The sequence below is a fragment of the Streptomyces sp. NPDC054813 genome, from assembly GCF_053611365.1.
Map to the genome: position 1 here is coordinate 121,390 of NZ_JBSHAF010000016.1, position 21,053 is coordinate 142,442.

Genomic DNA, 21,053 nt, shown 5'->3' on the forward strand with positions numbered 1-21,053 from the left:
AAAACTCCCTCGCGCCCTCACAACACCTCCGAGCGGGGGTCGGGTGGGGTGGCGCCCCCCCCCCCCCGGGGCGGCGACCCAGCTGGTCGCTCAGCGATCCGACCATCAGCAGGGCGCCGAGCAGACCCACGACATACACGGCGAAGATCACTGTCAGCATCGTGACCGACAGGCCCCAACGTTCCCGGTACAGCGGGTAGATCGGTGACGGTGCGCTTGCCGTGGCCATCATCACCACATTGGCGCAGGCCAGCACGGCGAAGGCCGCACCTCGCCCGAGACGATGCCCGTCGCGAGGGCCAGTCACACGTTTCATCACGTTGATCAGCTCGGCCAGGGAGCACCCATGATGCGCTCGACCGTGGTCGTGCGCTTGAAACCGGGAATGAAGTGCTCCAGCACATCCGAATTCACGGTTCCGTTCGTGGTCTCCGGGCGGTGCTTGAGTCCGTCGACGAAGGCCTGCAAAAACTCGTTCTTGAAGTCGCCCCGCGGATGGACGGCGGTGATCTCGTCCACCTGGCTGCGATCCAGCTCGTCCAGGCCCAGGCCGAGCACGTCGGTCAGAACCCCGAAATTCGTGATGGCGATCTCCGGGCCCATCCGCCCGGGAATTCCCGGGGTCGTGTGCAGCGCGATCGCCGTCCACACCACGTCGGCGGCCGTGGCCGGGAAACCGCGGTCGAGCATGAACGTGCGTGCATGGTCGGCTCCATCGACCTCGAAACGCTGCTCCACGTCGGAAAACGGCGTCAAGAGGCCGGTGTCGTGGAACATGGCGGACAGGTAGAGAAGCTCCGGGTCGGGCTCCAGGCCGAGCCTGTGAGCATGCATGACGCCGAAGACGAAAACGCGCCGGGAGTGATGGTAGATGAGGGGGCTGCTCATCTCCTGCATGAGACGGGTGGCCTCGGCGACCGCCGCCGTTTCGGGAATCTCCACGCCCGCGATGATCTCGCTCATGACCTCTGCTCCTTCCGATATCGGTGTGTTACGAATGGACGGTGCGTCCGTCTTCCACACTGCCGAGCAGCCCCCGTTCGGCGCTGCCTCGGTCCGGCCATGAGTCACCCGAATCCGGACATGCGGGCAGCGGGGTGTGGGCTCCGCCACGCATAGGGTCACGATCCTCGTCTATGACGGGGTCAAGCTTCTGGACATGGCCGGCCCCGCAGAGGTATTCGCGGAAGCGAACCGGCTCGCTGCCGACTACAAGATCGTGCTGGTGTCACCGACGGCTGGCGGGCCGGGCCGACCGGGTCGCGTCCATCTGCACCGGAGCATTCATCCTCGGCGCCGCCGGCCTCCTGGACGGCAAGCGTGCGACCACGCACTGGAAGGTCACGCACGAGCTCGCCGCCCGCTGCCGGGCCAGCCGCGTCGAACCCGACGCGATCTACGTCCGTGACGGCACCACCTACACCTCGGCGGGCGTGACCGCCGGCATCGACCTGGCACTGGCACTCGTCGAGGAGGATCACGGCCCTGATCTAACCCGCGATGTCGCCCGCGCCCTGGTGGTTTATTTGCAGCGTTCGGGCGGCCAGTCACAGTTCTCCGCCCCACTGCAAGGACCGCCGCCCCGATCTCCGGCCCTCCGCAGAATTACCGACTTGATCACGGCGAATCCGGGGGGAAACCACTCACTCGGCGAACTCGCCCAGCACCTTAATGTGAGCCCTCGGCATCTCACGCGGCTCTTCCATAACGAGCTGTCCACCACGCCAGCCCGGTACGTGGAGATGATCCGGTTCGACATGGCGAAAGCTCTACTCGACCAAGGGCACACCGCAACGCAGACGGCATCCCTTGCCGGGTTCCCGAATTACGAGAGTATGCGGAGAGTTTTCGTGAGGAAATTGTCGCTCAGCCCTGCCGCCTATCAGCGCCGCTTCAGCACAGCGCGCCGAGCCAATACGGAGGAGCAGTAAGGCGAAGTTATCACTGTACGGACACCGATGCGTCATAGGCGGTTGCGCTACCTGGGCGCGATTTTGTTCCACACGACGGGTTCGTCCACCGCATCCGCGGCGCCTCGCGACAGCACAGCTTTCCCAGGCGAGCTCAGGGAGTACGTCCCCCGACTGGCCTGCTCACCAGAGCCCGCGGCGACGGCCGACTGGTCGTCGCGTGCACCGTGACGCTGGGTCCCGACCACTTGGCAGTCTGGGCTTTCGCGAGTGAAGTCGCCGTCGTCGGCACCGCGTGGGCCCTCGTTGCAGCGCCAACGGGACGCACCGGGCCCAGGAGAGGGCGCCCAGCTCGGCAGGGTGCTGATCTCGCATGCGTGGGCACGACGGGAAGGGGGCCTCCAGCAGCCGCCACTTCCCGCGGGTCTGCGCCGCTACTCACCTGGCTGCGCCTGTTCACTTCTGATGCCCTTCGCGGCCTCCGCTTCCTCGGCTGAGATGTCCTCCGCGATGGCAAGCACCCGCCGCAGGCTGGCGGAGGGAATCACGACGCCACCGGCGCTGTCCATGTAGATGTAGTCACCGGGACTCACGCACACACCGGAAATCTCAACAGCCACAGCGCAGGCGTATGGCATCACCGTGTCGCCGCCCCATCGGACCGCCTCCCCCCTGCACCAGGTAGCGAAGCTGTAGCCACGCAACTGGCCGAAGTCACGTAGCCGGCCGTCGGCGAGGACACCGGCCAGCCCGGTGCTGTCTGCCCTGGCAAGCTTTGTGCCCCCGCCGTGGGACACGTCGGCGTGCCCTCCGCTGGAGAGCACGAGCACCTGGCCGGCCCCGGGCGGGTTCCCGAGTGCTCCGTAGAAGTAGTACCGGAAGTCATGGCCCTCTGCTACCAGGTCCTCGCGGTAGGGGAGATAGGAGATGGTGGCTGCAGGCCCGAAGAGATAGCGGAGAGGGTCGGGGCTCGACATGGCGGGTATGTGCGTTCGGTGGCCGTGGACCCGGTTCATGGCGTCGACGAGCGTGGCGCACCCCAGGCGGGCTGCCTTCCGAGCGAGTGTCTCGTCCCCCATCAGCTTCCTCTTTCAAAGGGCCATGGGCTCTGTCCGGCGTACCGCCGGGGCGCCGTCAGGTACCTCGGCTGGGCCGGAGCCGCGTAAAGGCTGCGCGTGCCCGGCTTTCTGCGTGCTGTATGCCAGAGCCTCCGTCCGCCGGGCCGGAACCCGAACCGCCGGCACTCCTCCGCGCTGGCCAGTGACGAATAGGTATGCCAGAGAACTGCGCCCAGCGTGTGAGCCATTCTCACTGTCACTAACCCTTTCAGTGTCGCGTTCACAGGCTTGCAGGGCATCTTGGCCACCGTTCTCGCCCCGCCGCCCTGTCGGGGCCGCGTTGCGTCCTCTTGCCTCTATGTCGATCAGGCTGCTTGCCGAAATGAGTCGTCGTGAGTGCCGATGTGGGCGTCGTTGAGGAGGGCGCGGTAGACGACGGCGGAGAGTGTCGGGCCGGACGGCGGCCCGCGGGTCGGGGATCGTCGTCAGCTGCCGTCGCCTGCGGTGGCGGCCCTGCAGCCCGGCGCCTCGCATCAGTCTGGCGATCCGGCGGCGTCCGCAGCCGTCGCCCTGTCGTAGCAGGACGGCGTGGATAGGCGGGGACCCGTAGGTCCCGCGGGACCGCTCGTGGACTTTGGTGATCTTCTGAGCTGGTCGATCGGCGCCTCGGGAGGAAGCGCGCGACTGTCTCGAAGCCTGCGCAACAGGCCGGCCAGCCTAATCTGCGAGTGCATTCCTGACGGCGCACCCCAGGCTGCTGTGACGTGAGACGTCGCACCTAGAAAGAGACGCCTTCGAGTGCCCGGCCACTTGGGGGCGCGTCAGGAAAGGATCCGCAGGAAAGGATCCGCATGAGCACGGAGAGCGCCTGAGGCCATACAGCGTCGGAGGGCGCCCCGTATCCCACGACGAGGGCATCGGTCATGACGTTCAGGGACCGTTCATGGCGGTATCGAGACAGTCCCGCCACTTTGAGTCCCTGCCTGGTCGCCGACTGAAGGACGCGCTGCTCGGTCCCGGGCGGCAGACTGAGCACGGTATGCAGGCCAGCCGCTGTCCCTGTGACGCGCACCTTCGGGGCGTGCCGGGCCAGGGCTGTGACCAGAGAGTCCCGCCGATCGCGGTAGCGCCGACGGGCAGCACGTACCTGACGGCTGTAGGCGCCGGAAGTGATGAATTCCGCCATGGTCAGCTGGCTCAATACCTCGGACGAGTCGGTCTGTCCCTTGGCCGCGACAGCTTCCTCAGCGAGCACGGGAGGCAGCGCCATCCAGGCCAGCCGCAGGCCAGGAGCAAGGGTCTGGCTGGCGGTACCCAGGTAGACCACGCAGTCTGGAGCGAGTCCCTGGAGCGCTCCGACAGACTGGTGGTCGAACCGGAACTCACCGTCGTAGTCATCCTCCAGGACCAGCCCGCCTGTCCGTCTGGCCCAGTCCACGACGGCCGTCCGGCGATCGCGCTGCAGCGTCGTGCCCACAGGGAATTGGTGAGCCGGCGTGAGCAGGACCGCATCGGTGCCGTCAGGCGGGACCGGGTCGGTCCCGTGAGTATCCAGGGGGAGCGGGAGGGTCTCCAGCCCGGCAGCCGCCAGCAGGCCGCGGTGCCTGTCTGGGCCGTAGGACTCGACGGCGACATTCCTTGCCCCGCGGCCGGCCAGGACTTTGCTCAGGATCTGCAGGCCGTGGGAGATGCCGGCGCAGATCAGTATGTGCTCCGGACTCGTGTATACGCCCCGGGCTCGTGCGAGATGGTCGGCGAGTGCGGCCCTTAGCTCCGGCCGGCCGCGGGGGTCACCGTAGCCGAACGCGTCGTCGGGAGCCGCGGCCAGGGCGCGGCGTGTGGCCTTCAGCCAGGCGGCACGAGGAAACGCGGTGAGGTCGGGGTTGCCTGGGATCAGGTCGTAGCAGGGTTCACCGGACGGCTGGGCGGACGAGTGGACCGGGACCGGTCGAGTGATCGTTCTGTCTGCCACGATTGTGCCCGAGCCTCTGCGGGCGGTAAGCCATCCCTCGGCGACGAGGTCGCCATAGGCGCCAGCCACCGTGTTGCGGGCAAGTCCGAGGTCGGCGGCGAGCTGGCGGGAGGAGGGCAGCCGTGTGCCGGGTGCCAGGCGGCCGCTGCGGACGGCTTCGCGCATGGCTGCGGCCAGCGCGCGTCGCACACCCCGTCCAGCTCGAATCAGATCACTCTCAAAGGCCTGCCGTAGCCGCGCTGGACTGGTCGTACCGCGGGCGGCCAAGGGCTCGACGTGCATGGTGGAGGTCAGGTCCGGTGGCCATAGATGTGCGGATCCACAGGCTGCTCGGATTTGGGAAGTCCGCCGACCACGAGACGGTAGGAGTCGATCACGAGTTCCTTCATGAACTCCTCGTCGACGGTGCCCCCGCCTTCCACCGTGATCCAGTGCCTCTTGTTCATGTGATAGCCGGGGGTGATGTCTGCGTGCCGCTCCCGTAGGGCTGCGGCGTCGTCCGGATCAGCTTTCAGGATCACGACAGGGTGCCCCGGCATGTCGGTCATGAGCATGAAAACCTTGCCGCGCACCTTGTAGAGGTCCCAGTCGGGACCGAAACGATGCTCCAGGTCGGCGCCGGGCAGTTCCACGGTGCAGTCGCCCGCGATCTTCTGCAGCTCCTGTCCGTCCATAGTGATCAACTCCTCTGTCAATCGAGTGCCCCGGCCGACCGGCCAAGGCCCCAAGGTGGGTTCCGGCGACCGCCTGACGGTGCGGCATTGGCGCTCCCGAGGTCCTGGGCGAGAAGGCCCGCCACGGGTGCGAGGCCGTCGGCGCTGCGGGCCTTCCACGCTCTTGCCGTCGCCTCCGTGAATCTGTTCAGGTCCAGAGCGTCCCGTTGGCTCTGCCGTGGGCAGCCCCCGTCGACCAGGCTCAGGGAACTGTTGCTGTGCTCACTCAGTGCCTGTCTGGGGCGGTAGACGTACGCGCGAACGTAACCCGCGGCGGCCGGAGGGGCGTCGCCGCCCGGCACGCGCTCCGCCGGTTTCGAGGCGCTCACCGGTTTGCCTGGCCTGGGCAACAGCGCAGCCAGGACAGCGCGCTGCCTCGGCTGGCCGGCTCCGGCCTCGACCCCCTGTTCGCGTAGCCGGACGGGACCGACCATTGAGAACTGGACGTCCACGTGCATGGTGCTTACCCGCCCTGGAGATCCCTGTGAGGCTTGACTGCTCAGCTGTCCGCGGGAGACCGCTCTCTCCAAACGTACCGCAAGTCGGCTATTTTTTGGGACTAAATAGTCCTCTCCTGGGGAGATGGCCTCCGCTTTTGACTGGAGGATGGGCTACATCACAGGCGCAGATGGGGCTACGCCGGGCACAGAATGGGAGGACAGCCGCCTCGTTCTGACGGCAAACCCCCGTCCGGCCCGCCTATGGATGTCGGGAAGCGGGGAAGGTCCGGCGCCGGAGACTGCGACGTCGACCGCCCGCGGTGCGGCACCAGGATTTCCCGGTGCCGCTCTGCCGCAGACGGCTTAGTGCCCTGAAGGGCCTTCCACCGGCGGACTGGCGTCCTCGGCAGGCACGGCATAGGCCTTGACGTGACCGATCGCCATGTCCAGGGCGATCCTCATGGGTTTGACGTCCTGGGCTGTCTGCGCAAGGAGGTAGCCACCCTGAAGGGCGGCCATGAGGCCGGTGGCCAGCTCTTCGGCATCTGCGTCGGCCCTGAGGACTCCCGAGTCCTTCATTCGCTCGAGCCCGGCCTCGAGTAGTCCCTCCCAGCTGTCGAAGTGCCGGGCGAGCGCCTCGCGTGCCTCTTCGTCCTGATCGGCCAACTCGCTTGCAAGGGATCCGAGCGGGCAGCCGTACGCCCCGTTTCGGAGCCCGTTGTGCTCGATCAGCACGTCCCGCCAGCGTTCCAGCCCGCGGAGGGAGTTGAGCCGCTGAAGTAGCTGGTGCTGACGTTTGAGCAGTTCAGCAGCCTGCAACGCGACAACGTCCCGCACCAGTGCATCCTTGTCGGGGTAGTGGCGGTAGAGCTGGGATTTGCTCGTTCCGCTGGCCGCCCTGACCTCGTCGAGGGTCGTGGCAGACACGCCCCTGACGTACATCATGTCGGCGGCAGCCCTCAAAATGCGCTCCCGAGTCGCCCGCCCGCGCTCAGTCAGCCGGGAGTCGTTTCTGTCGCGCGCCTGTTCCGCCACATAGGCCAGATTACCGCTGTGTAGGCTAGCAGGATTAAAAAGGGACCTCAAGGTCCTTTTTTCTGAACACCTCCCGGGCGGCGGGACCGGCCGGGAGACGCACCCGGCCGAGTGCGCCTGGGTTCCGGACCGGCACTACCGCGGGACGATCCAGGCCCGCGGCGCCGCCTCTGAGGCCGAAGCGGTCCCCGCCCCTCTGTTTGTCCCCTCCCCATTGACCAGGCGCACGGGACCATCGGCAACGTCCCGAACGCGATGACGCCGCCGTCGCCTTCGATCCGACCGAGCGGATCACCGGGAGGACGATCGTCCGCGTTCGTCGATACACGCAGTCGGCCGGTGCCGCCCCAGAGTGACCGGCCGCGTGGACGAGGCCTGCTCTGCGGCAGATAGTTGATGAAGGACGACGAGGTCATATCGCTCGACGATGAGGGTGAGCGGCAAATGGACGCCTCGGACGAACTTCTTCAGACGGCTACACCGTCGGCTCTTTTGACCCTGGACGGAACGATCCGCAGCCTCAACGCGGCAATGGCCAGGACACTGGGCAGGTCCGTGGAGCAGTGCGTGGGTCGTGGCTTCGGTGATCTGTTGCCCGCAAGCCAGCTGACGGCGGTCAAGAGTCTCGTGGCCCACGCCGCCACGACGAAGACGGTTGCGATGCGGGTGCTGGAGTTCCCCGGGCCAGGTACAGCATCTGTCGTCTGCCTTGTCGAGGCACGACCAGTGAATGATCCCGCAGGTGGCGAGTCGCTGGTGTGGGTGCACTCATTGAACGCGGGAAACGACTTGGGCGCCTTGCTGATCCCGTTCCGCCTGGCAGCCAAGGCCGCCAACCTCGGTCTGTGCATGTACTCACCCCAGGAGCGCGAGCTGGAGTGGCTGGGTGGTGCACCCGCCTTGGCGGCGCTGTTCCCGCAGGCCTCCATGTCGCTGTCCGAGGTGGTTCGGCGAGTCCACCCCGATGACCACGGGGCGCTGCGGCGGCTCGTGCGCTCGACGGCCGCCCGGTCCCCCTGGATCAGGTTGCGGTTCCTTACCGAGCGCGATGGCTGGCACCTTCTGGTCTGCCGGGCCCGTCGGATCATTCTGGGGTCTGGCGGCCCTGAGCGGGTCTTCGGAGTGATCCGCGATGACACCAAGAGGGAAGCGCGCAGACGCAGAGCGAAGGACGCGCTGAGTGCTGAGCGTCAGCGCGCCGACGAGATCGCGGCCTTCTCTTCCGCCGTGATGACTGCAGTCACGGAGCAAGAAGTACGGCAGGTCGTCCTGACCCGGCTCGCCGCGACATTCGGTGGTACCGGCGCCGCGCTAGCGTTCCTCACGCAAGGCCGCCTACGCGTTTCCTCCGATGCCGGGATCCCGATACCGGTGGCCGCCCTGCAAGGCCTGCCGCTAGACGCCCCCAGCGCGCTGCCCCATGTGATCCGCACTGGCGAGCCGCAGTTCATTCCCAACAAGGAGGACTACATCCGCCGCTGGCCGCACGGGGCCATGGTGCCCTACTTCGACCAGCTCGACTCCGGCTTCGCCATCTCGATCACCTCCCTCAGCCCGATCGGCGGTCAGCCGCTCGGGGCCTGGCTGGTGACCTACGACAGCGAACATCACTCGTCCCCGGACGAGCGCGCCCTCATGGGTACTCTTGCCGATCTTGCAGGCCAGGCACTGAAACGCGTCAGCTTGCAAGAGGCACGAGTCGAACTGGCCACGGCGCTCCAGCAGACCATGCTCCCCACGCTGCCCGAGCACCTCCCCGGCCTGGAGGTCGCCGCCCGATACCGACCAAGCCGCGATGGGCTCGACATCGGCGGAGACTGGTACGACGCCTTCGTCATGCCCGACGGTGCCATCGCCCTGGAGATCGGCGACGCCCAAGGGCACGACGTGGACGCCGCCGCCTTCATGGGACAGGTGCGCGCATCCATGCGCGCGATCGCCGCCCACGAACCGGGTCCCGCAACCGTGCTGGCGCGCACCAACGAGCTGCTCGTCACGATGGGCTCAGCACGATTCGCCAGCTGCACCATGCTGCGTATCGACCCAGGCGACGGACGGGTCACCGGTGCGAGCGCCGGCCATGTGCCGTTGCTGTACGCACGCGACGACGGCAGCCACAGCATCCACGAGTTGCCGGGAGGCCCGGTGCTAGGAGTCGTGCTCGGCACCGAGTACGGCGAGGAGACCTTCGCATTGCACGAGGACAGCGCGCTGGTCATGGTCACCGACGGCGTGGTCGAAGGACCGGGCCTCACATTGGAGGCCGGACTGGAACGGGCCGGAACACTGGCCGGCGCGGCCCTCCACGACGGGCTGAATGCCGAGGAGACCGCTGACCGCGTCCTCGACGCCGCTGTCGCGGTAGACCACCTCGACGACGTGGCTGTGCTGGTCATCCGGCGCGCATGAGACTCGATGCGTCCGTGCGCCGGGCAAGGTCGTACAGGTAGCTGCTCCAGACAGGTGGCGGCGGAGCCGAACGCGCTCCTCGAACCGCGAAGGTGGGCTCAGTTGCGAGCGAAGAACGCGATGTGGTCCAGCGCCATGTCCAGCGCGACGGCCATCGGCTCGGAGCTGTGCGCGTTCTGTGCAAGCACGTAACCTCCCTGCAGAGCGGCCAGCAGACCCGTGCCCAACCGTTGTGGGTCGGCGTCCTCGGAGAGTACGCCGAGGACGCGGAGCCGGGTCAGTGTCTCGACGAGCATCCGTTGCCAGGCATCGAGTGATGCGTTGAGCGCTTGGCGGGACTGCTCATCGTTGTCGGACAGCTCAATCGACATCGCTCCCAGCGCGCACCCGTACGAGCCGTCCTGCAATGAGTTGGCGTGGACCAGGGCGTCGCGCCAGCGACGCAGACCGGCGAGGGTCTTCACACCGCGCAGGCGCTGTTCCTCGCGGGCGAGGACGAACTTCGACTGCACGTCGATCACGGCGTGGATCAGCGCGCGTTTGTCCTCGAAGTGGTTGTACAACTGCGACTTGCTCGTTCCGCTCGCCAGCCGGACGTCATCGAGCGTGGTGGCGTTGACGCCCCTGACATAAAACAGCTTGGCCGCCGAATCAACGATCCGTGAATGGGTCTGCAGGCCGCGTGGCGTGCGGCGAATATCGCTGGTCGCGGACACGGTGTCTCCCTCAGGCACGTTACTCACTCGTGCTGCTCAGCCGTTCAGCGCATCACAAGCGCGGTGGCCCCGATCTCCAGGCCGATCAGTTGTGGCACCGATACGACCATAAAGGCCGACCGGCGAGAGATGACGCCCTTGTGATTCTTCACGCAGGTGTCGACGACGTCGCGGCCTGTAAGCCAGGACCGGACCTGGCCGACGTCACCCTGTTCCGCGGCCGCCCGCCACGGCGCCCCCGGGGTCCGGGGCTTGCCGGGCCTCCTCGGCGAAAACCACCTGCAGGGTTCCGTCCTGACGCAGCGACGGAGAGGGCCGGCGCGGTGCCGCCCGGGGTCGTGACGCATCGAGGTAGGCGCCGAGGCGGCGCGACACCCTGGCGTCGATGACCTGTGCTGCGACAGCCGTGTCAACCAGTACCTCCTCGTGACGGATGCGAGATGGAGGTGCAGGCAGAGCCGGCAGGTCTTGTCGTTGTTCCTGCCGAGCCCCCACTCAATCATGGACTAAATAGTCCACTCAGTCAATCGGTCCGGATCGAGTCACGCCGACACGAGCCCGCGCGGTCCGACTGACACAGTCGCTCGCAACGAAAGCTCACCTGTGGCTTTGAGCTGCACATTTAATGACGACGCCCGATCTCGACCCGCCCGCAGGAATCCTGGCGGACCCTTCCCTTCCGAGAGAGGGGTTGCACTGACATTTCTGGTCTGTATAGTCCTTTCTATGTGGTGTCCGAGGTGATGAAGAGATCCGCAACTCGGCACCCACGGAGTCACCCGTCTCTACGCAGGCCACCGGGCGCAACCGACGCAACCGTCGAGGTTGCGGCCGGCGCAGGCAGAGCCTGCGGCGGGGCTCCGAAGCACTGCGAGCCCGGCTCGGGCTCGACAACTATTCACACCCTGATCGGAGGTCGATTCGCCATGTCACGACTTAATGGTCCCGCTCCAGAGGACGTGCCTGCCGGCGCACAGCAGATACTCGGCAACGTTGGTGCGCAGCTGGGCTTCGTCCCGAACATGTTCAAGACCCTCGCGGCCAACCCGGCCGTTCTTGAGGTCGTCACGACTCTGCAAGGCACCCTGAGCCGGGTTCTCGACGGAAGGACGCGGCACAGCATCGCCCTGGCCGTGTCGCAGGCCAACGGCTGCAGTTACTGCTTGGCGATGCACACCCACGTCGCGACCGAATTCGGCGGCATGTCGGACGACGACATCAAGCTCGCCCGCCTCGGGAGCTCGGTCGATCCCAAACGTGCCGCGGCCGCCCGCTTCGCGCAGCAGGTGGTCGAGAGCCGCGGGCAGGTCAGCGACACCGACCTCGCGGAGGTACGGGGCGCCGGATACACCGACGCGCAGATCCTCGCCATCGTCGCGGTCGCGGTGCAGTTCCTGCTCACCAACTTCATCAACAACGTCAACCAGACCGACCTCGACATCCCCGCCGTCGACTCGGGCGATACGACCGTGCCCCAGTGAACCCGTGCCCCGGACCGCCGCCCCCCGGCGGCCCGCGGAGAGACCCACCGCCGTGCTGCGGGATACATGGGAACTCCGGTGGGCGAGGGCACGCGCCGGACCCGCCTCGTCGAGTCCGCAGAATCGTCCACGGTCCGCGTCATCGCGTCTGTTGAGGCCCGAGCGGCGTCAGGAAGCGCCACGCGGCCCCCGGCAACGCCCCCGCCCGCCGGTTGTTCTTTGGAACCCTGGACGCGGCCCGGGCACGCAGTCGGCAACCCCCCACTGAGTCAACGATCATTCAGGAAGGCTCGTCATGCCGGGCTCCGAACTCTATGAGCAATTCATGGCGCTGCACACCCGCGACGGTGGCCTCGTCATGCCCAACGCCTGGGACGGACTCTCGGCGCTGATGCTGGCCGATGCCGGCTTCGAGGCGATCGCGACATCGTCCGCGGCGATCGCCGCCACGCTCGGCCGCCTCGACGGGCGTCACCAAGTCACCCGCGAAGAGCACCTTGAGCACGCGCGGCTGCTCGGCCGCCTCACGGGGCTGCCCGTCAACGGAGACTTCGAGGACGGATACGGCGACACGCCTGAGGACGTCGCCGCGACCGTCGAGGCCGCCGTGGAGTTTGGCCTGGCCGGTATCGGGGTGGAGGACACCTCGGGCGATCCCGAAATGCCGATCCGCGACTTCGACGAAGCAGTCAGTCGCGTACGGAGCGCCGTTGACGCTTCGAAGGGACGCATCGTCGTTACCGGCCGCACCGACAACTTCATCCAGGGGCGACCGGATCTCGACGCCACCATTCGGCGTCTGACGGCCTTCGCCGAGGTGGGCGCAGATGTGGTCTACGCGCCGTTCCCACCCGACCGCGACGCACTCGTCGCGATCGTCACCGCGGTCGCCCCGACACCGGTCAACGTCCTGGTGTCTCCGTCGGACAAAGTGCTCACCGTCGCCGAACTGCAGCAGGCAGGGGTCAAGCGCATCAGCTTGGGTCCGTTGCTCTACGCCCACGCGATGGGGGCGGTCGAAGAGGCCGTGAAAGCACTCCTCGCGGGCGACCTCGCCTCGGCGACGACGGGCATGAGCTTCGCCCGCGTCAACGAACTGCTGGCCCACGGCAAGAACTAACCCGATCAGCACGAATCACTGACTCTTCAACTCGTGATCACAAAACAAAGGCAGGATGACATGGATCTCGGCAAGCTCATGAACAAGCACCTCACCAGGTACTTCGACCCCAGCAAGACGATCCCCGAGGAGACACTCCAGCAACTGCTGGGATTCCTGCGCTCGACGCCGTCGTCGACGAACGTGCAGCCCAACCACTTCTACGTCCTCGCCACGCCCGAAGGCAAGGAGCGGCTGGCGGCCAACCTCGGCGAACGATTCCAGGACAACAGCGAGAAGATCCTGAACGCCTCACACACCGTCATCCTCACCACCAGGGCGGATCTTCCCGAAGGCCACCTCCAGGCGGTGTTCGACAAGGAGCGGGCCGACGGCCGGTTCCCCGACCCGGCCAAGCAGGCGCGGTGGGAGTCCATGACCCGCGACTTCCTCAACCTGCGCAACTACGGCTACAAGGACCTGAACCACTGGATGGAAAAGCAGACCTACCTCGCGATGGGTCTGACCATGATGGCGGCTGCTGAGCTCGGCGTCGAAGCCATGCCCCTCGAAGGGTTCGACCCGACCAGCGTCGACAAGGCGTTCAAGATCCGCGAAACCGGACACACCACGACCGTGCTGCTGGCGCTCGGTTACCCCGATCCCGAGAAGGTGTACAGCAGCCCGGTTTCACGCTTCGAAACCGACCAGCTGTTCACGTTCGTCTGACCAACGACGGCACGGGGAACGACCGGGGCCGAAGTCCGCAGGCTGCGGACGCCGCTGGTCCTCGAGGCCGGCTCACCCCGGAGAGCCAGACCGGCGGCCGGCGCCGCCGGTCACCGGTCGGCGCCCCCGGTCGTCGGTGATCCGAATGATCCAGCGGCGTCGGCGGACCTCCGGCTTGCCCGGCAACGGCTTCTCCGACCCGCACCGTGCCGGTTGTCGAACGGCGCAGCGCGAAGCGGCGCGGAACCTGACGTCGGCGGCAACGCTGCTGCCTGAAGCGCTGGGGACCTGGAACCAGTCGGTCGAACTGAGCGCGAGGACAAAGATCTACTCTGAAGACGTGCGGAATGTCCCTATTCGACACCGCCGCCGGATTTAGTTTCCCGGCCCGTACCTCCTGGTCGGCCGGACCGAGTGAGAGGACAAAGATCCACTATGAAGGCGTGCGGAGTGTCCAGGGCAGAGACGGAAGTCGCGCTGCTGGAACTGCCCGAACCGTCATCTCCCGAGCCGGGCCAGATCCTGGTCGCGGTTGAGGCCGCCGGGGTCGGACCGTGGGACCAACTGGAAATCGACGCTCGTTGGGACGTGGGGCTGCGCCTCCCGGCGGCGCTGGGAGTGGAGGGCGCAGGCAAGGTGCTGGCCGTCGGTGCGGGTGTCACCCAGTTTGCCGTGGGTGACCGGGTGCTCGCGCACGAAGCCCCGCTGCCCGGAGGAAGCGGCTTCTGGGCCGAACGCGTTCTGATCAACGCGGATCACGCGGCGGCCTGGCCAGCAGGCTTGGACGCCGCACACGCAGCGGCCCTGCCTGTCAATGGGCTCACCGCGCTGCAGGCTTTGGAGAAGCTGGACCTCAGCCGAGGACAGCGGCTCCTGATCACCAACGGAGGCGGGGGCACCGGAGCCCTGGCCGTCCAACTCGCCGCGGCCCAGGGCATCGAGGTAACCGCGACCGCATCTGCAACCGCTGCAGAGCGTCTGCTCGGTCTGGGAGCGATGGAAGTTGTCGACTACCACGATCCGCACTGGTCGACCGAGGTACGCGGCGGGTTCGACGCTGCCCTCATCATCGCCGCCGGCACCGCGGCCGCAGCCCTGCCTTTGGTGCGTGACGGCGGCCGGCTGTGCTCCCTGACCTCGGACGCGTCTGCGGAGGAACGAGGCATCACGAGTTGGGACCTCTACATCGAGCCCAACGCCGCGCAGCTTGCCCAGCTGGCGGAGCAGGCTGCGGCTGGAACCTTGAAACTCGCACCAGAACCCCTGCCGCTCAGCGAAGGACCGGCCGCATTCACCCGGGTGGTTGCCGGACGGGCCGGCGGTAAGAAGTTCGTGCTCATGCCAGCATGATGCGCCCTGCCACGGAGCGATCCCGATGGTGGGCCACGGTGCGCGCGGGGCACGAGCCGCGAGACTGCGCATCGGCGTGGCCATGCAGTGAGGGGGGACTTGGACGCGTCCCATCTGTCGGCCGCCTCGACCGAAACGGAGCCGTTCCTGCGCCCGCTGCCCACTAGCGCCGGGCAGTAGTGAGCAGCGGCGGGCCGGAGCAGCTACGCACGCGACGGAGTGGGTGGCGATACCGGCGAAGCTCATCACGAGATCGGACCAGCGAGGCCAGCGGCCTCCCAACCACTGCCTGCAGTGGCAGCCGGGCTTTCCCATCGACGCGAACATGACCCTACGGGGTCTGCGCCACGGCCGCGACGACCCTGCCCAACCGGCCGGACACGTTGTGGCGCCCGGCACGCACACCGTTCCCGTCCACATCGCGACGGGAACGGGCAGAGCTTGTACAGAAGGAGAAACACAAATGGAAGCGATCGTGGTCACGGACCCCGCTGCAGGAACCGCGGGGATGACGCTGGCTGAACGGCCCGATCCGGAGACGGCGCGGCTCGCCAGTCTTGACGGCGCGAACTATGGCGACGTCGTCGTCGAAGTTCATGCGTCGGGTTTCACCGGGGACGAGCTGGAGTGGCCCTCGACCTGGGTCGATCGCCTCGGCCGGGATCGGACGCCCTCGATCCCCGGACACGAGGTAGCGGGCGTGGTCACCTCTCTCAGCTATGGAACGGCAGGGCTGTCGGTCGGGCAGCGCGTGTTCGGCCTCACGGACTGGACCCGCGACGGCACCCTCGCGCAGTACGTCGTCGTCGAGGCGCGCAACCTCGCGCCGCTGCCCGGTGACATCGACTTCACGGTCGGCGCGAGCGTCGCGATGACGGGACTGACTGCCTGGCAAGGGCTGTTCGAGCACGGGCACCTCTCGGTGGGGCAGAGCGTGCTCGTGCACGGCGCCGCCGGCGCGGTCGGATCGATGGCGGCTCAGCTCGCGCGGGAGGCCGGTGCGTACGTCATCGGCACCGGACGCGCCGCCCACCGCCAGGGCGCACTCGACTTCGGCGCACACGAGTTCGTCGACCTCGACAACGACACGCTGGAAGACGTCGGCGGCGTCGACTTCGTCTTCGACGTGTTCGGCGGCGACATCGGCGCTCGGTCGGCCCGGCTGGTGCGAGGTGGCGGAACATTCGTGACCGTCACCGGCCCGCCGGAGGTGCGGCCGGCCGACGGCCTGGCGGTCGACTTCGTTGTCGTCTCCGACCGCGCCCAGCTGGGCGAGATCGCCCGGCGGGTACGGGAGGGACGTCTGCGGACGCATATCGGCCAGGTCGCGAACCTCGACGACGCTGTCGCCGCCTTCAACCCGTCCCAGAAAGTCAACGGAAAGACGATCATCCGCATGCAGTGAAGCCGCGGACGACATCTCACGCAAGCCGAGGTGACCGGGGTGTCGTCGCGGGACAGCCCCGGCGACAGCACCCCGAATTGCGTCAGGTTCAGACCGCGCTACCAGCTGTCGCGGGTGCTCTTCATCTCATCGATGCCGTGAGCTGAGGTGGCCGCCCCTGCCCGCGGCGATCAGGTGCCCGGCGCGATCGCGCACGCTGACACGCAGACCCAGGTCCCCCCACGCTTCTGATACGTGTCCGTGTACAGGCTTCTTGCTCAGCTCCATCAGCGAGCACGGTGTACGTGCTGCGGCCATGGATTAGCGCAACGTCACTGAGGATTCGGATCTTGACGTCATGTACCGAAAGATCCTTGAAAGGACGTGGCTTACAACGCCTAACAAAATGGGCGCTGGAGCCTGCGCTTACAGGTATCCCGGATCACCGTCGGTGTTGAACCTTGCCAGGGAGCGCTCCAGCAGCTCCAGGAACTGTCGTAGGTCATCGGCCACCTTGTCGACCTGCGGTTCGTCCAGCGACGCCGTCCGCGTCCGGTAGACGGCCCCATCGGGCCCCGCGACATAGATCAGGCCGCCGCCGTTCGAGCCGATGACCAGGCCATGGGCCTTTTGGTCCGTGCCGACGTCGACAACGCCGTACTCCTGGACCCGCAGCAGGACGTCACCGGCCGGATCGAGGAAGTAGCCGTTGCCGACGTCCGCCCAGGTGACATCGCCGATGCTTTCGTAGAAGGTGACCAGGTCAGCTGGTGTAGGGGTGACTTGGGCGAGCGTGCGAGCCGCGGCTTGATCGTCGTGGTCGGCCGGCCGGACCTGGTTGGTCCCAGGTGGGAAGCCGTGCCGATGCTCGAACTCGCCTGTCATGGCCGTGAGAATCCCGGAGACTCTGTCTGTCCACGAGGCCAGCCAGGCAGGTGAAAGCGATCGGTCACTCATGAGGCCGGATCATGGCATGAGCCATGGACATCCATGGGGTGCCCAGCGTTTCCGGTGTCAGCACAATGCCCTGAGTTGCCGATGGGTGATGAGGCAGCAGGCGAGTTTGAGGAACGCTTCGTGGATGTCGGCTCGCCGTTCCCAGCGGATGCGCAGGCGTCGGAAACCGTGCAGCCAGGCAAAACTCCTCTCCACAACCCAGCGGTAGGTGCCCAGTCCGGTGCCGTGCAGGGTGCCGCGGCGGGCGATCGCGGGCACGATGCCTCGGGCGCGGACCTGGTCGCGGTAGATGTCGTGGTCGTAGCCGCGGTCGGCGAACAGCGAGTCCGGCTTCCGTCGAGGATGACCAACCCGGCCGCGGACCGGCGGGATCGCGTCGAGCAGGGGCAGGAGCTGGGTGACGTCGTTGCGGTTGCCGCCGGTCAGCAGGACCGCGAGCGGGGTGCCGCGCCCGTCGGTGATCAAGTGATGCTTGGAGCCGGCCCGGCCCCGGTCGACCGGCGACGGGCCCGTGTGCTGCCCCCTTTTAGCGCCCTGACGTGCGAGGAGTCGACCACACAGCGGGACCAGTCCAGACGTGCGGCCGCGTTCAGTTCTGCCAGCAGGACCTCGTGCAACCGCTGCCAGACGCCAGCCTCGTTCCAGTCCCGCAGGCGTCGCCAGCAGGTCATGCCCGAGCCGAAGCCCAGCTCCTTCGGGAGGTACTCCCACTGGATCCCGGCCCGGGTACCGGAAGCGCCGTTCACGCTGCGGCAGCAGCGGCTCCAGGCGATCCCACCGCTCATCCGGCACGACCTACGGCGAAGTCCCCACACTGAGCCGAACGCTCAACTCCCGCCCCGGACACGGCAACCGGGGACGATCCACCTCATTGTGTTAGCCGCTGTAAGGGCTGTCCCGTAAATGATCTCTGAGTGGTCTCGGGCATGGCGGGCTGCTGTTTCGGCTGGTGGTCTATTCGGCGAGAGCGAGGTTGTGCATCCGCGATGCCGAGCATGGCGTGGTGCACTCCGTCGCGTTTGAGGCGGCAGTCGCGCAGGATCTTCCAGGTCTTCATGCGGGCAAAGACATGCTCGACGCGGGCGCGGACCTGCTTGTGGGACCTGTTGTGTGCCTGTTTCCAGTCCGGCAGCTCCTCGGCCTTGCGGCGCCGGTGGGGCATCACCAGCCCTGTGCCCGGGTAGCCGCCGTCGGCGATGGTCATGGTCGTGCCGACGGCGTCCTTGGCGCCGGATTCTTCCCATGCCTTGCAGTCGTTGCGGTTGCCGGGCAGGGGCCGGCCGACGACTACGACGAGGCGGGTGTCGGCGTCGATGACGACCTGGTGGTTGGTGGAATATCGGTAGTTCTTCGACTGCTCGGCGACGGTGTGATCGCGGGTGGGCACCAGGGTGCCGTCCACGATGAGCACGGTGTCCTTGGCGAACCGTTTGCGGGGCTGGAGGGCGAGCATCGGCCCGATGTCGTCAATGATCCGGTCCGCCGCTGACTTCGAAACGCCCAATAGCGGGGCCAGTTGGCGCATGGTCAGGTTCGTGCGCCAGTAGGCCGCGACCAGCAGTGCCCGGTCTTCCAGCGGAAGGCTCCACGGCCGGCCCTTGCGGACCGCGTCCGCACCCTCGCGCCGCAGCACCGTCACCAGCTTGCCGAACTGCCGCGGACTCAGTCCGCTGAACGGGGCTATCCAGGAGGGCTCCGACGCCGTGATCACACTAGCCACAACACCATGAAGCCGTACCATCCCGGCCATGACCATCGATGTCCTCGCCGAGGACCTCCAGCCTGGTGACCTCCTGGAGCTCTCGACCGAGTCGGGCACCCAAGTCCTCCGGTTGACTCATGTGGAGCGGCGTACCCGAGGCATCAAGTTCATGGGTCGAAATCACCAGGGGGTTCTCTACTCCAGCGGCATGAAGTACGGCGAACTGGCGCGGTGCGTCCGTCCGTAGACCGTCGCGCGGACTGCCGATGGCAGTTACGGGACAACCCTTAGCTTGACTCTGTCGGGGATCTTGGAGTTGCCCGGTGCGCCGGCGTGATCGGTGGGCATGCTCGGGGTGTTCCGAGAGCCCATGCAGTTGTCGAGGTGTTCGTTGTCGCTCCGTCCTCGTTCCGGTGAGCAAGTCCCGCTTCTGACCGCGCAGATCGCGCGGGCGAGCAACCCGGACGGTACGGCGGCGATGTGGGTGAGAGACCGCCTGGACGGGCTGTGGCGTGACGAGGACTTCGCGGACTGGTATCCGCGTGACGGACGTCCGGGCCTCTCGCCCACCCAACTGGCCACCGTTTGTGTGCTGCAGTTCGTGCTCGGCCTGTCGGACCGGCAGGCCGCCGAGGCGGTGCGCTGCCGCATCGACTTCAAGTACGCGATGGCCATGGAACTGGATGATCCCGGCTTCCACCACAGTGTGCTGGCCGACTTCCGCGATCGTCTCACCGAGGGCGACCGCGCCGACCGCCTCCCCGACCTCGCGCTGGCCCGCCTGAAGGAGGCCGGCCTGGTGCGGGAGCGCACCACACAGCGCACCGACTCCACCCATGTCCTGGCAGCGGTGCGCGACCTGACCCGGCTGGAGTTGGTCACCGAGGCGGTCCGCGCCGCGCTGGAGGAAGTCGCCGGCACCGCTCCGCACCTGCTGGACGGGCTGGTCGACGAGGACTGGGGGCGCCGCTACGGCCGTCCGGTCCGCCTGGGCAAGAACCCCACCAAGCCCAAGACCAGGATTCTCGCCACCGGCGACGACGCCGTCCGGCTCCTGGAGCACCTCTACCGGCACGGGGGAGAGCGCGCGTCGGGCCCTCGTGTCCAAGCCCTGCGCCAGATCATGGTGCAGAACTATCACCGCGACGCCGCGGGACGCCTGCGCTGGCGCACCGCCGAGTCCGAGGACGGACCCGGGCTGCCGCCCTCGTCCCGGGCGATCGTCTCCCCCTACGACACCTCGGCCCGCTATGCCCGCCACGGGCACATCATCAGCTGGAAGGGGTTCTCCGCCCATCTGACGGAGACGTGTGCTCCGGACGGCCCCAACGTGATCACGGACGTGGCCACCACCGCGTCCACCACCCATGACAGCAAGGTCCTGCCCGGCATCCACACCCGCCTGCACCACCGCGGCCTGCTGCCCGCCGAGCACCTGGTCGACAGCGGCTACACCTCCCTGCCCCACCTGGAACAAGCCGCACGTGACCACCAGGTCACCGTCTCCGGGCCACTCCGCAGCAACCCCACCCGGCAACACCGCCGCGGCGAGGGCTTCGCCCGCGACGACTTCCACATCGACTACGACCGCCGACAGGTCACCTGCCCTCAGGGCCAGGTCAGCCAGGGCTGGCACGGCCCCTACCCGACCTCCTCACCCACCGCGGCCCCGCTGATCGTGGCCAGGTTCACCAAGAGCCAGTGCCGCCCCTGCCCGGCCCGCGCCCAGTGCACCACCTCCCGCGAAAGCACCCGCACCGTCGGCTTTCCCCCACGAGAACTCCGCGACCTGCAACTCCGTGTCCGTGCCGAGCAGCAGACTCCCGACTGGAAGACCCGCTACGCGGTCCGCTCCGGAGTGGAGGGTACGGTCAACGAGTTCGCCCACGGCCACGGCATGCGCCGCTGCCGCTACCGAGGACAGAGCAAAGCCCACGTCCAGCACGTCCTGACCGCCATCGCCATCAACATCGAGCGTCTCAGCGGTCTCCCACCGACCGAGGAAGCACCCCCTCGCCGCCGACCGACCGCCTTCCAGAACTACCTCGACCAGCGCGAAATCCCCCGGCCAAAATCCTGGCGCACCCTGGGCACCTGA

General features: G+C 67.4%; 16 protein-coding genes and 4 pseudogenes. 9 read left to right on the top strand and 11 right to left on the bottom strand.

Annotation, left to right across the window (positions count from 1 at the left end; all coding sequences use genetic code 11):
- Window positions 1-256 (bottom strand): annotated as a pseudogene (locus ACWGJB_RS29740) (hypothetical protein); the annotation flags it as partial.
- 68 nt (window positions 257-324) lie between these two features.
- Window positions 325-963, bottom strand: coding sequence for an HD domain-containing protein (locus ACWGJB_RS29745; RefSeq protein WP_453383144.1), 639 nt, complete (start codon window positions 961-963; stop codon window positions 325-327).
- 136 nt (window positions 964-1,099) lie between these two features.
- Here ACWGJB_RS29745 and ACWGJB_RS29750 point away from each other — a divergent pair.
- A pseudogene (locus ACWGJB_RS29750) lies at window positions 1,100-1,931 on the top strand (GlxA family transcriptional regulator).
- Between the two features lie 413 nt (window positions 1,932-2,344).
- On the opposite strand, the gene ACWGJB_RS29755 reads toward ACWGJB_RS29750, so the two are convergent.
- From ACWGJB_RS29755 to ACWGJB_RS29775, 5 genes are all read right to left on the bottom strand, one after another.
- Entirely contained in the window at window positions 2,345-2,989 is a 645-nt protein-coding gene (locus ACWGJB_RS29755; RefSeq protein WP_453383145.1) for an RraA family protein, read from the bottom strand.
- 12 nt (window positions 2,990-3,001) lie between these two features.
- Window positions 3,002-3,610: an IS3 family transposase gene (locus ACWGJB_RS29760; protein ID WP_453383233.1), complete on the bottom strand. Its 609-nt coding sequence runs from the start codon at window positions 3,608-3,610 to the stop codon at window positions 3,002-3,004.
- 136 nt (window positions 3,611-3,746) lie between these two features.
- Window positions 3,747-5,105: a MocR-like pyridoxine biosynthesis transcription factor PdxR gene (pdxR, locus tag ACWGJB_RS29765; protein ID WP_453383234.1), complete on the bottom strand. Its 1,359-nt coding sequence runs from the start codon at window positions 5,103-5,105 to the stop codon at window positions 3,747-3,749.
- A gap of 125 nt (window positions 5,106-5,230) precedes the next feature.
- Window positions 5,231-5,614 (bottom strand): MmcQ/YjbR family DNA-binding protein, encoded by a 384-nt coding sequence (locus ACWGJB_RS29770; RefSeq protein WP_453383146.1) that lies wholly within the window; start codon window positions 5,612-5,614, stop codon window positions 5,231-5,233.
- Between the two features lie 842 nt (window positions 5,615-6,456).
- The gene (locus tag ACWGJB_RS29775) at window positions 6,457-7,128 is read right to left on the bottom strand and encodes a TetR/AcrR family transcriptional regulator (RefSeq protein WP_453383147.1); all 672 of its coding nucleotides are present in this window, start codon (window positions 7,126-7,128) and stop codon (window positions 6,457-6,459) included.
- Window positions 7,129-7,524: 396 nt separating this feature from the next.
- Here ACWGJB_RS29775 and ACWGJB_RS29780 point away from each other — a divergent pair, with 396 nt between their 5' ends.
- Window positions 7,525-9,537: a SpoIIE family protein phosphatase gene (locus ACWGJB_RS29780; protein ID WP_453383148.1), complete on the top strand. Its 2,013-nt coding sequence runs from the start codon at window positions 7,525-7,527 to the stop codon at window positions 9,535-9,537.
- Between the two features lie 98 nt (window positions 9,538-9,635).
- Here the strand turns inward: ACWGJB_RS29780 and ACWGJB_RS29785 are convergent, their stop codons facing one another.
- On the bottom strand, window positions 9,636-10,253 hold the full coding sequence (locus ACWGJB_RS29785; protein ID WP_453383149.1) for a TetR/AcrR family transcriptional regulator: 618 nt from the start codon (window positions 10,251-10,253) through the stop codon (window positions 9,636-9,638).
- A gap of 959 nt (window positions 10,254-11,212) precedes the next feature.
- On the opposite strand from ACWGJB_RS29785, the gene ACWGJB_RS29790 reads away from it, so the two are divergent.
- The 5 genes from ACWGJB_RS29790 (at window position 11,213) to ACWGJB_RS29810 (ending at window position 16,317) form a co-directional block, all read left to right on the top strand.
- A complete protein-coding gene (locus ACWGJB_RS29790) occupies window positions 11,213-11,734 on the top strand; it encodes a carboxymuconolactone decarboxylase family protein (RefSeq protein WP_453383150.1) in 522 nt (173 codons plus the stop codon).
- Window positions 11,735-12,029: 295 nt separating this feature from the next.
- The gene (locus ACWGJB_RS29795) at window positions 12,030-12,854 is read left to right on the top strand and encodes an isocitrate lyase/PEP mutase family protein (protein WP_453383151.1); all 825 of its coding nucleotides are present in this window, start codon (window positions 12,030-12,032) and stop codon (window positions 12,852-12,854) included.
- Between the two features lie 60 nt (window positions 12,855-12,914).
- Window positions 12,915-13,562 (top strand): nitroreductase family protein, encoded by a 648-nt coding sequence (locus ACWGJB_RS29800; protein ID WP_453383152.1) that lies wholly within the window; start codon window positions 12,915-12,917, stop codon window positions 13,560-13,562.
- A 450-nt stretch (window positions 13,563-14,012) separates the two neighbouring features.
- On the top strand, window positions 14,013-14,912 hold the full coding sequence (locus ACWGJB_RS29805) for an alcohol dehydrogenase catalytic domain-containing protein (RefSeq protein WP_453383153.1): 900 nt from the start codon (window positions 14,013-14,015) through the stop codon (window positions 14,910-14,912).
- A 463-nt stretch (window positions 14,913-15,375) separates the two neighbouring features.
- Window positions 15,376-16,317 carry an NADP-dependent oxidoreductase gene (locus ACWGJB_RS29810; RefSeq protein WP_453383154.1) on the top strand — a complete coding sequence of 314 codons (942 nt, stop codon included), beginning with the start codon at window positions 15,376-15,378 and terminating at the stop codon, window positions 16,315-16,317.
- Between the two features lie 405 nt (window positions 16,318-16,722).
- Here ACWGJB_RS29810 and ACWGJB_RS29815 read toward each other — a convergent pair whose 3' ends face one another.
- The 3 genes and pseudogenes from ACWGJB_RS29815 to ACWGJB_RS29825 all read right to left on the bottom strand — a co-directional run bounded on the left by ACWGJB_RS29815 (window position 16,723) and on the right by ACWGJB_RS29825 (window position 18,973).
- A complete protein-coding gene (locus tag ACWGJB_RS29815) occupies window positions 16,723-17,181 on the bottom strand; it encodes an SMI1/KNR4 family protein (RefSeq protein ID WP_453383155.1) in 459 nt (152 codons plus the stop codon).
- A 129-nt stretch (window positions 17,182-17,310) separates the two neighbouring features.
- A pseudogene (locus tag ACWGJB_RS29820) lies at window positions 17,311-18,045 on the bottom strand (IS5 family transposase).
- Window positions 18,046-18,207: 162 nt separating this feature from the next.
- A pseudogene (locus ACWGJB_RS29825) lies at window positions 18,208-18,973 on the bottom strand (transposase).
- A 28-nt stretch (window positions 18,974-19,001) separates the two neighbouring features.
- On the opposite strand from ACWGJB_RS29825, the gene ACWGJB_RS29830 reads away from it, so the two are divergent.
- Window positions 19,002-19,202 (top strand): hypothetical protein, encoded by a 201-nt coding sequence (locus tag ACWGJB_RS29830; protein WP_453383156.1) that lies wholly within the window; start codon window positions 19,002-19,004, stop codon window positions 19,200-19,202.
- A gap of 144 nt (window positions 19,203-19,346) precedes the next feature.
- Window positions 19,347-21,053: an IS1182 family transposase gene (locus tag ACWGJB_RS29835; protein WP_453383157.1), complete on the top strand. Its 1,707-nt coding sequence runs from the start codon at window positions 19,347-19,349 to the stop codon at window positions 21,051-21,053.

Coding starts and splice junctions, on each gene's coding strand:
- ACWGJB_RS29815 (WP_453383155.1), bottom strand. CDS start 17,181: ATGACAGGCGAGTTCGAGCATCGGCACGGCTTCCCACCTGGGACCAAC.
- ACWGJB_RS29770 (WP_453383146.1), bottom strand. CDS start 5,614: ATGGACGGACAGGAGCTGCAGAAGATCGCGGGCGACTGCACCGTGGAA.
- ACWGJB_RS29795 (WP_453383151.1), top strand. CDS start 12,030: ATGCCGGGCTCCGAACTCTATGAGCAATTCATGGCGCTGCACACCCGC.
- ACWGJB_RS29780 (WP_453383148.1), top strand. CDS start 7,525: ATGAAGGACGACGAGGTCATATCGCTCGACGATGAGGGTGAGCGGCAA.
- ACWGJB_RS29745 (WP_453383144.1), bottom strand. CDS start 963: ATGAGCGAGATCATCGCGGGCGTGGAGATTCCCGAAACGGCGGCGGTC.
- ACWGJB_RS29830 (WP_453383156.1), top strand. CDS start 19,002: ATGACCATCGATGTCCTCGCCGAGGACCTCCAGCCTGGTGACCTCCTG.
- pdxR (WP_453383234.1), bottom strand. CDS start 5,105: ATGCGCGAAGCCGTCCGCAGCGGCCGCCTGGCACCCGGCACACGGCTG.
- ACWGJB_RS29800 (WP_453383152.1), top strand. CDS start 12,915: ATGGATCTCGGCAAGCTCATGAACAAGCACCTCACCAGGTACTTCGAC.
- ACWGJB_RS29755 (WP_453383145.1), bottom strand. CDS start 2,989: ATGGGGGACGAGACACTCGCTCGGAAGGCAGCCCGCCTGGGGTGCGCC.
- ACWGJB_RS29810 (WP_453383154.1), top strand. CDS start 15,376: ATGGAAGCGATCGTGGTCACGGACCCCGCTGCAGGAACCGCGGGGATG.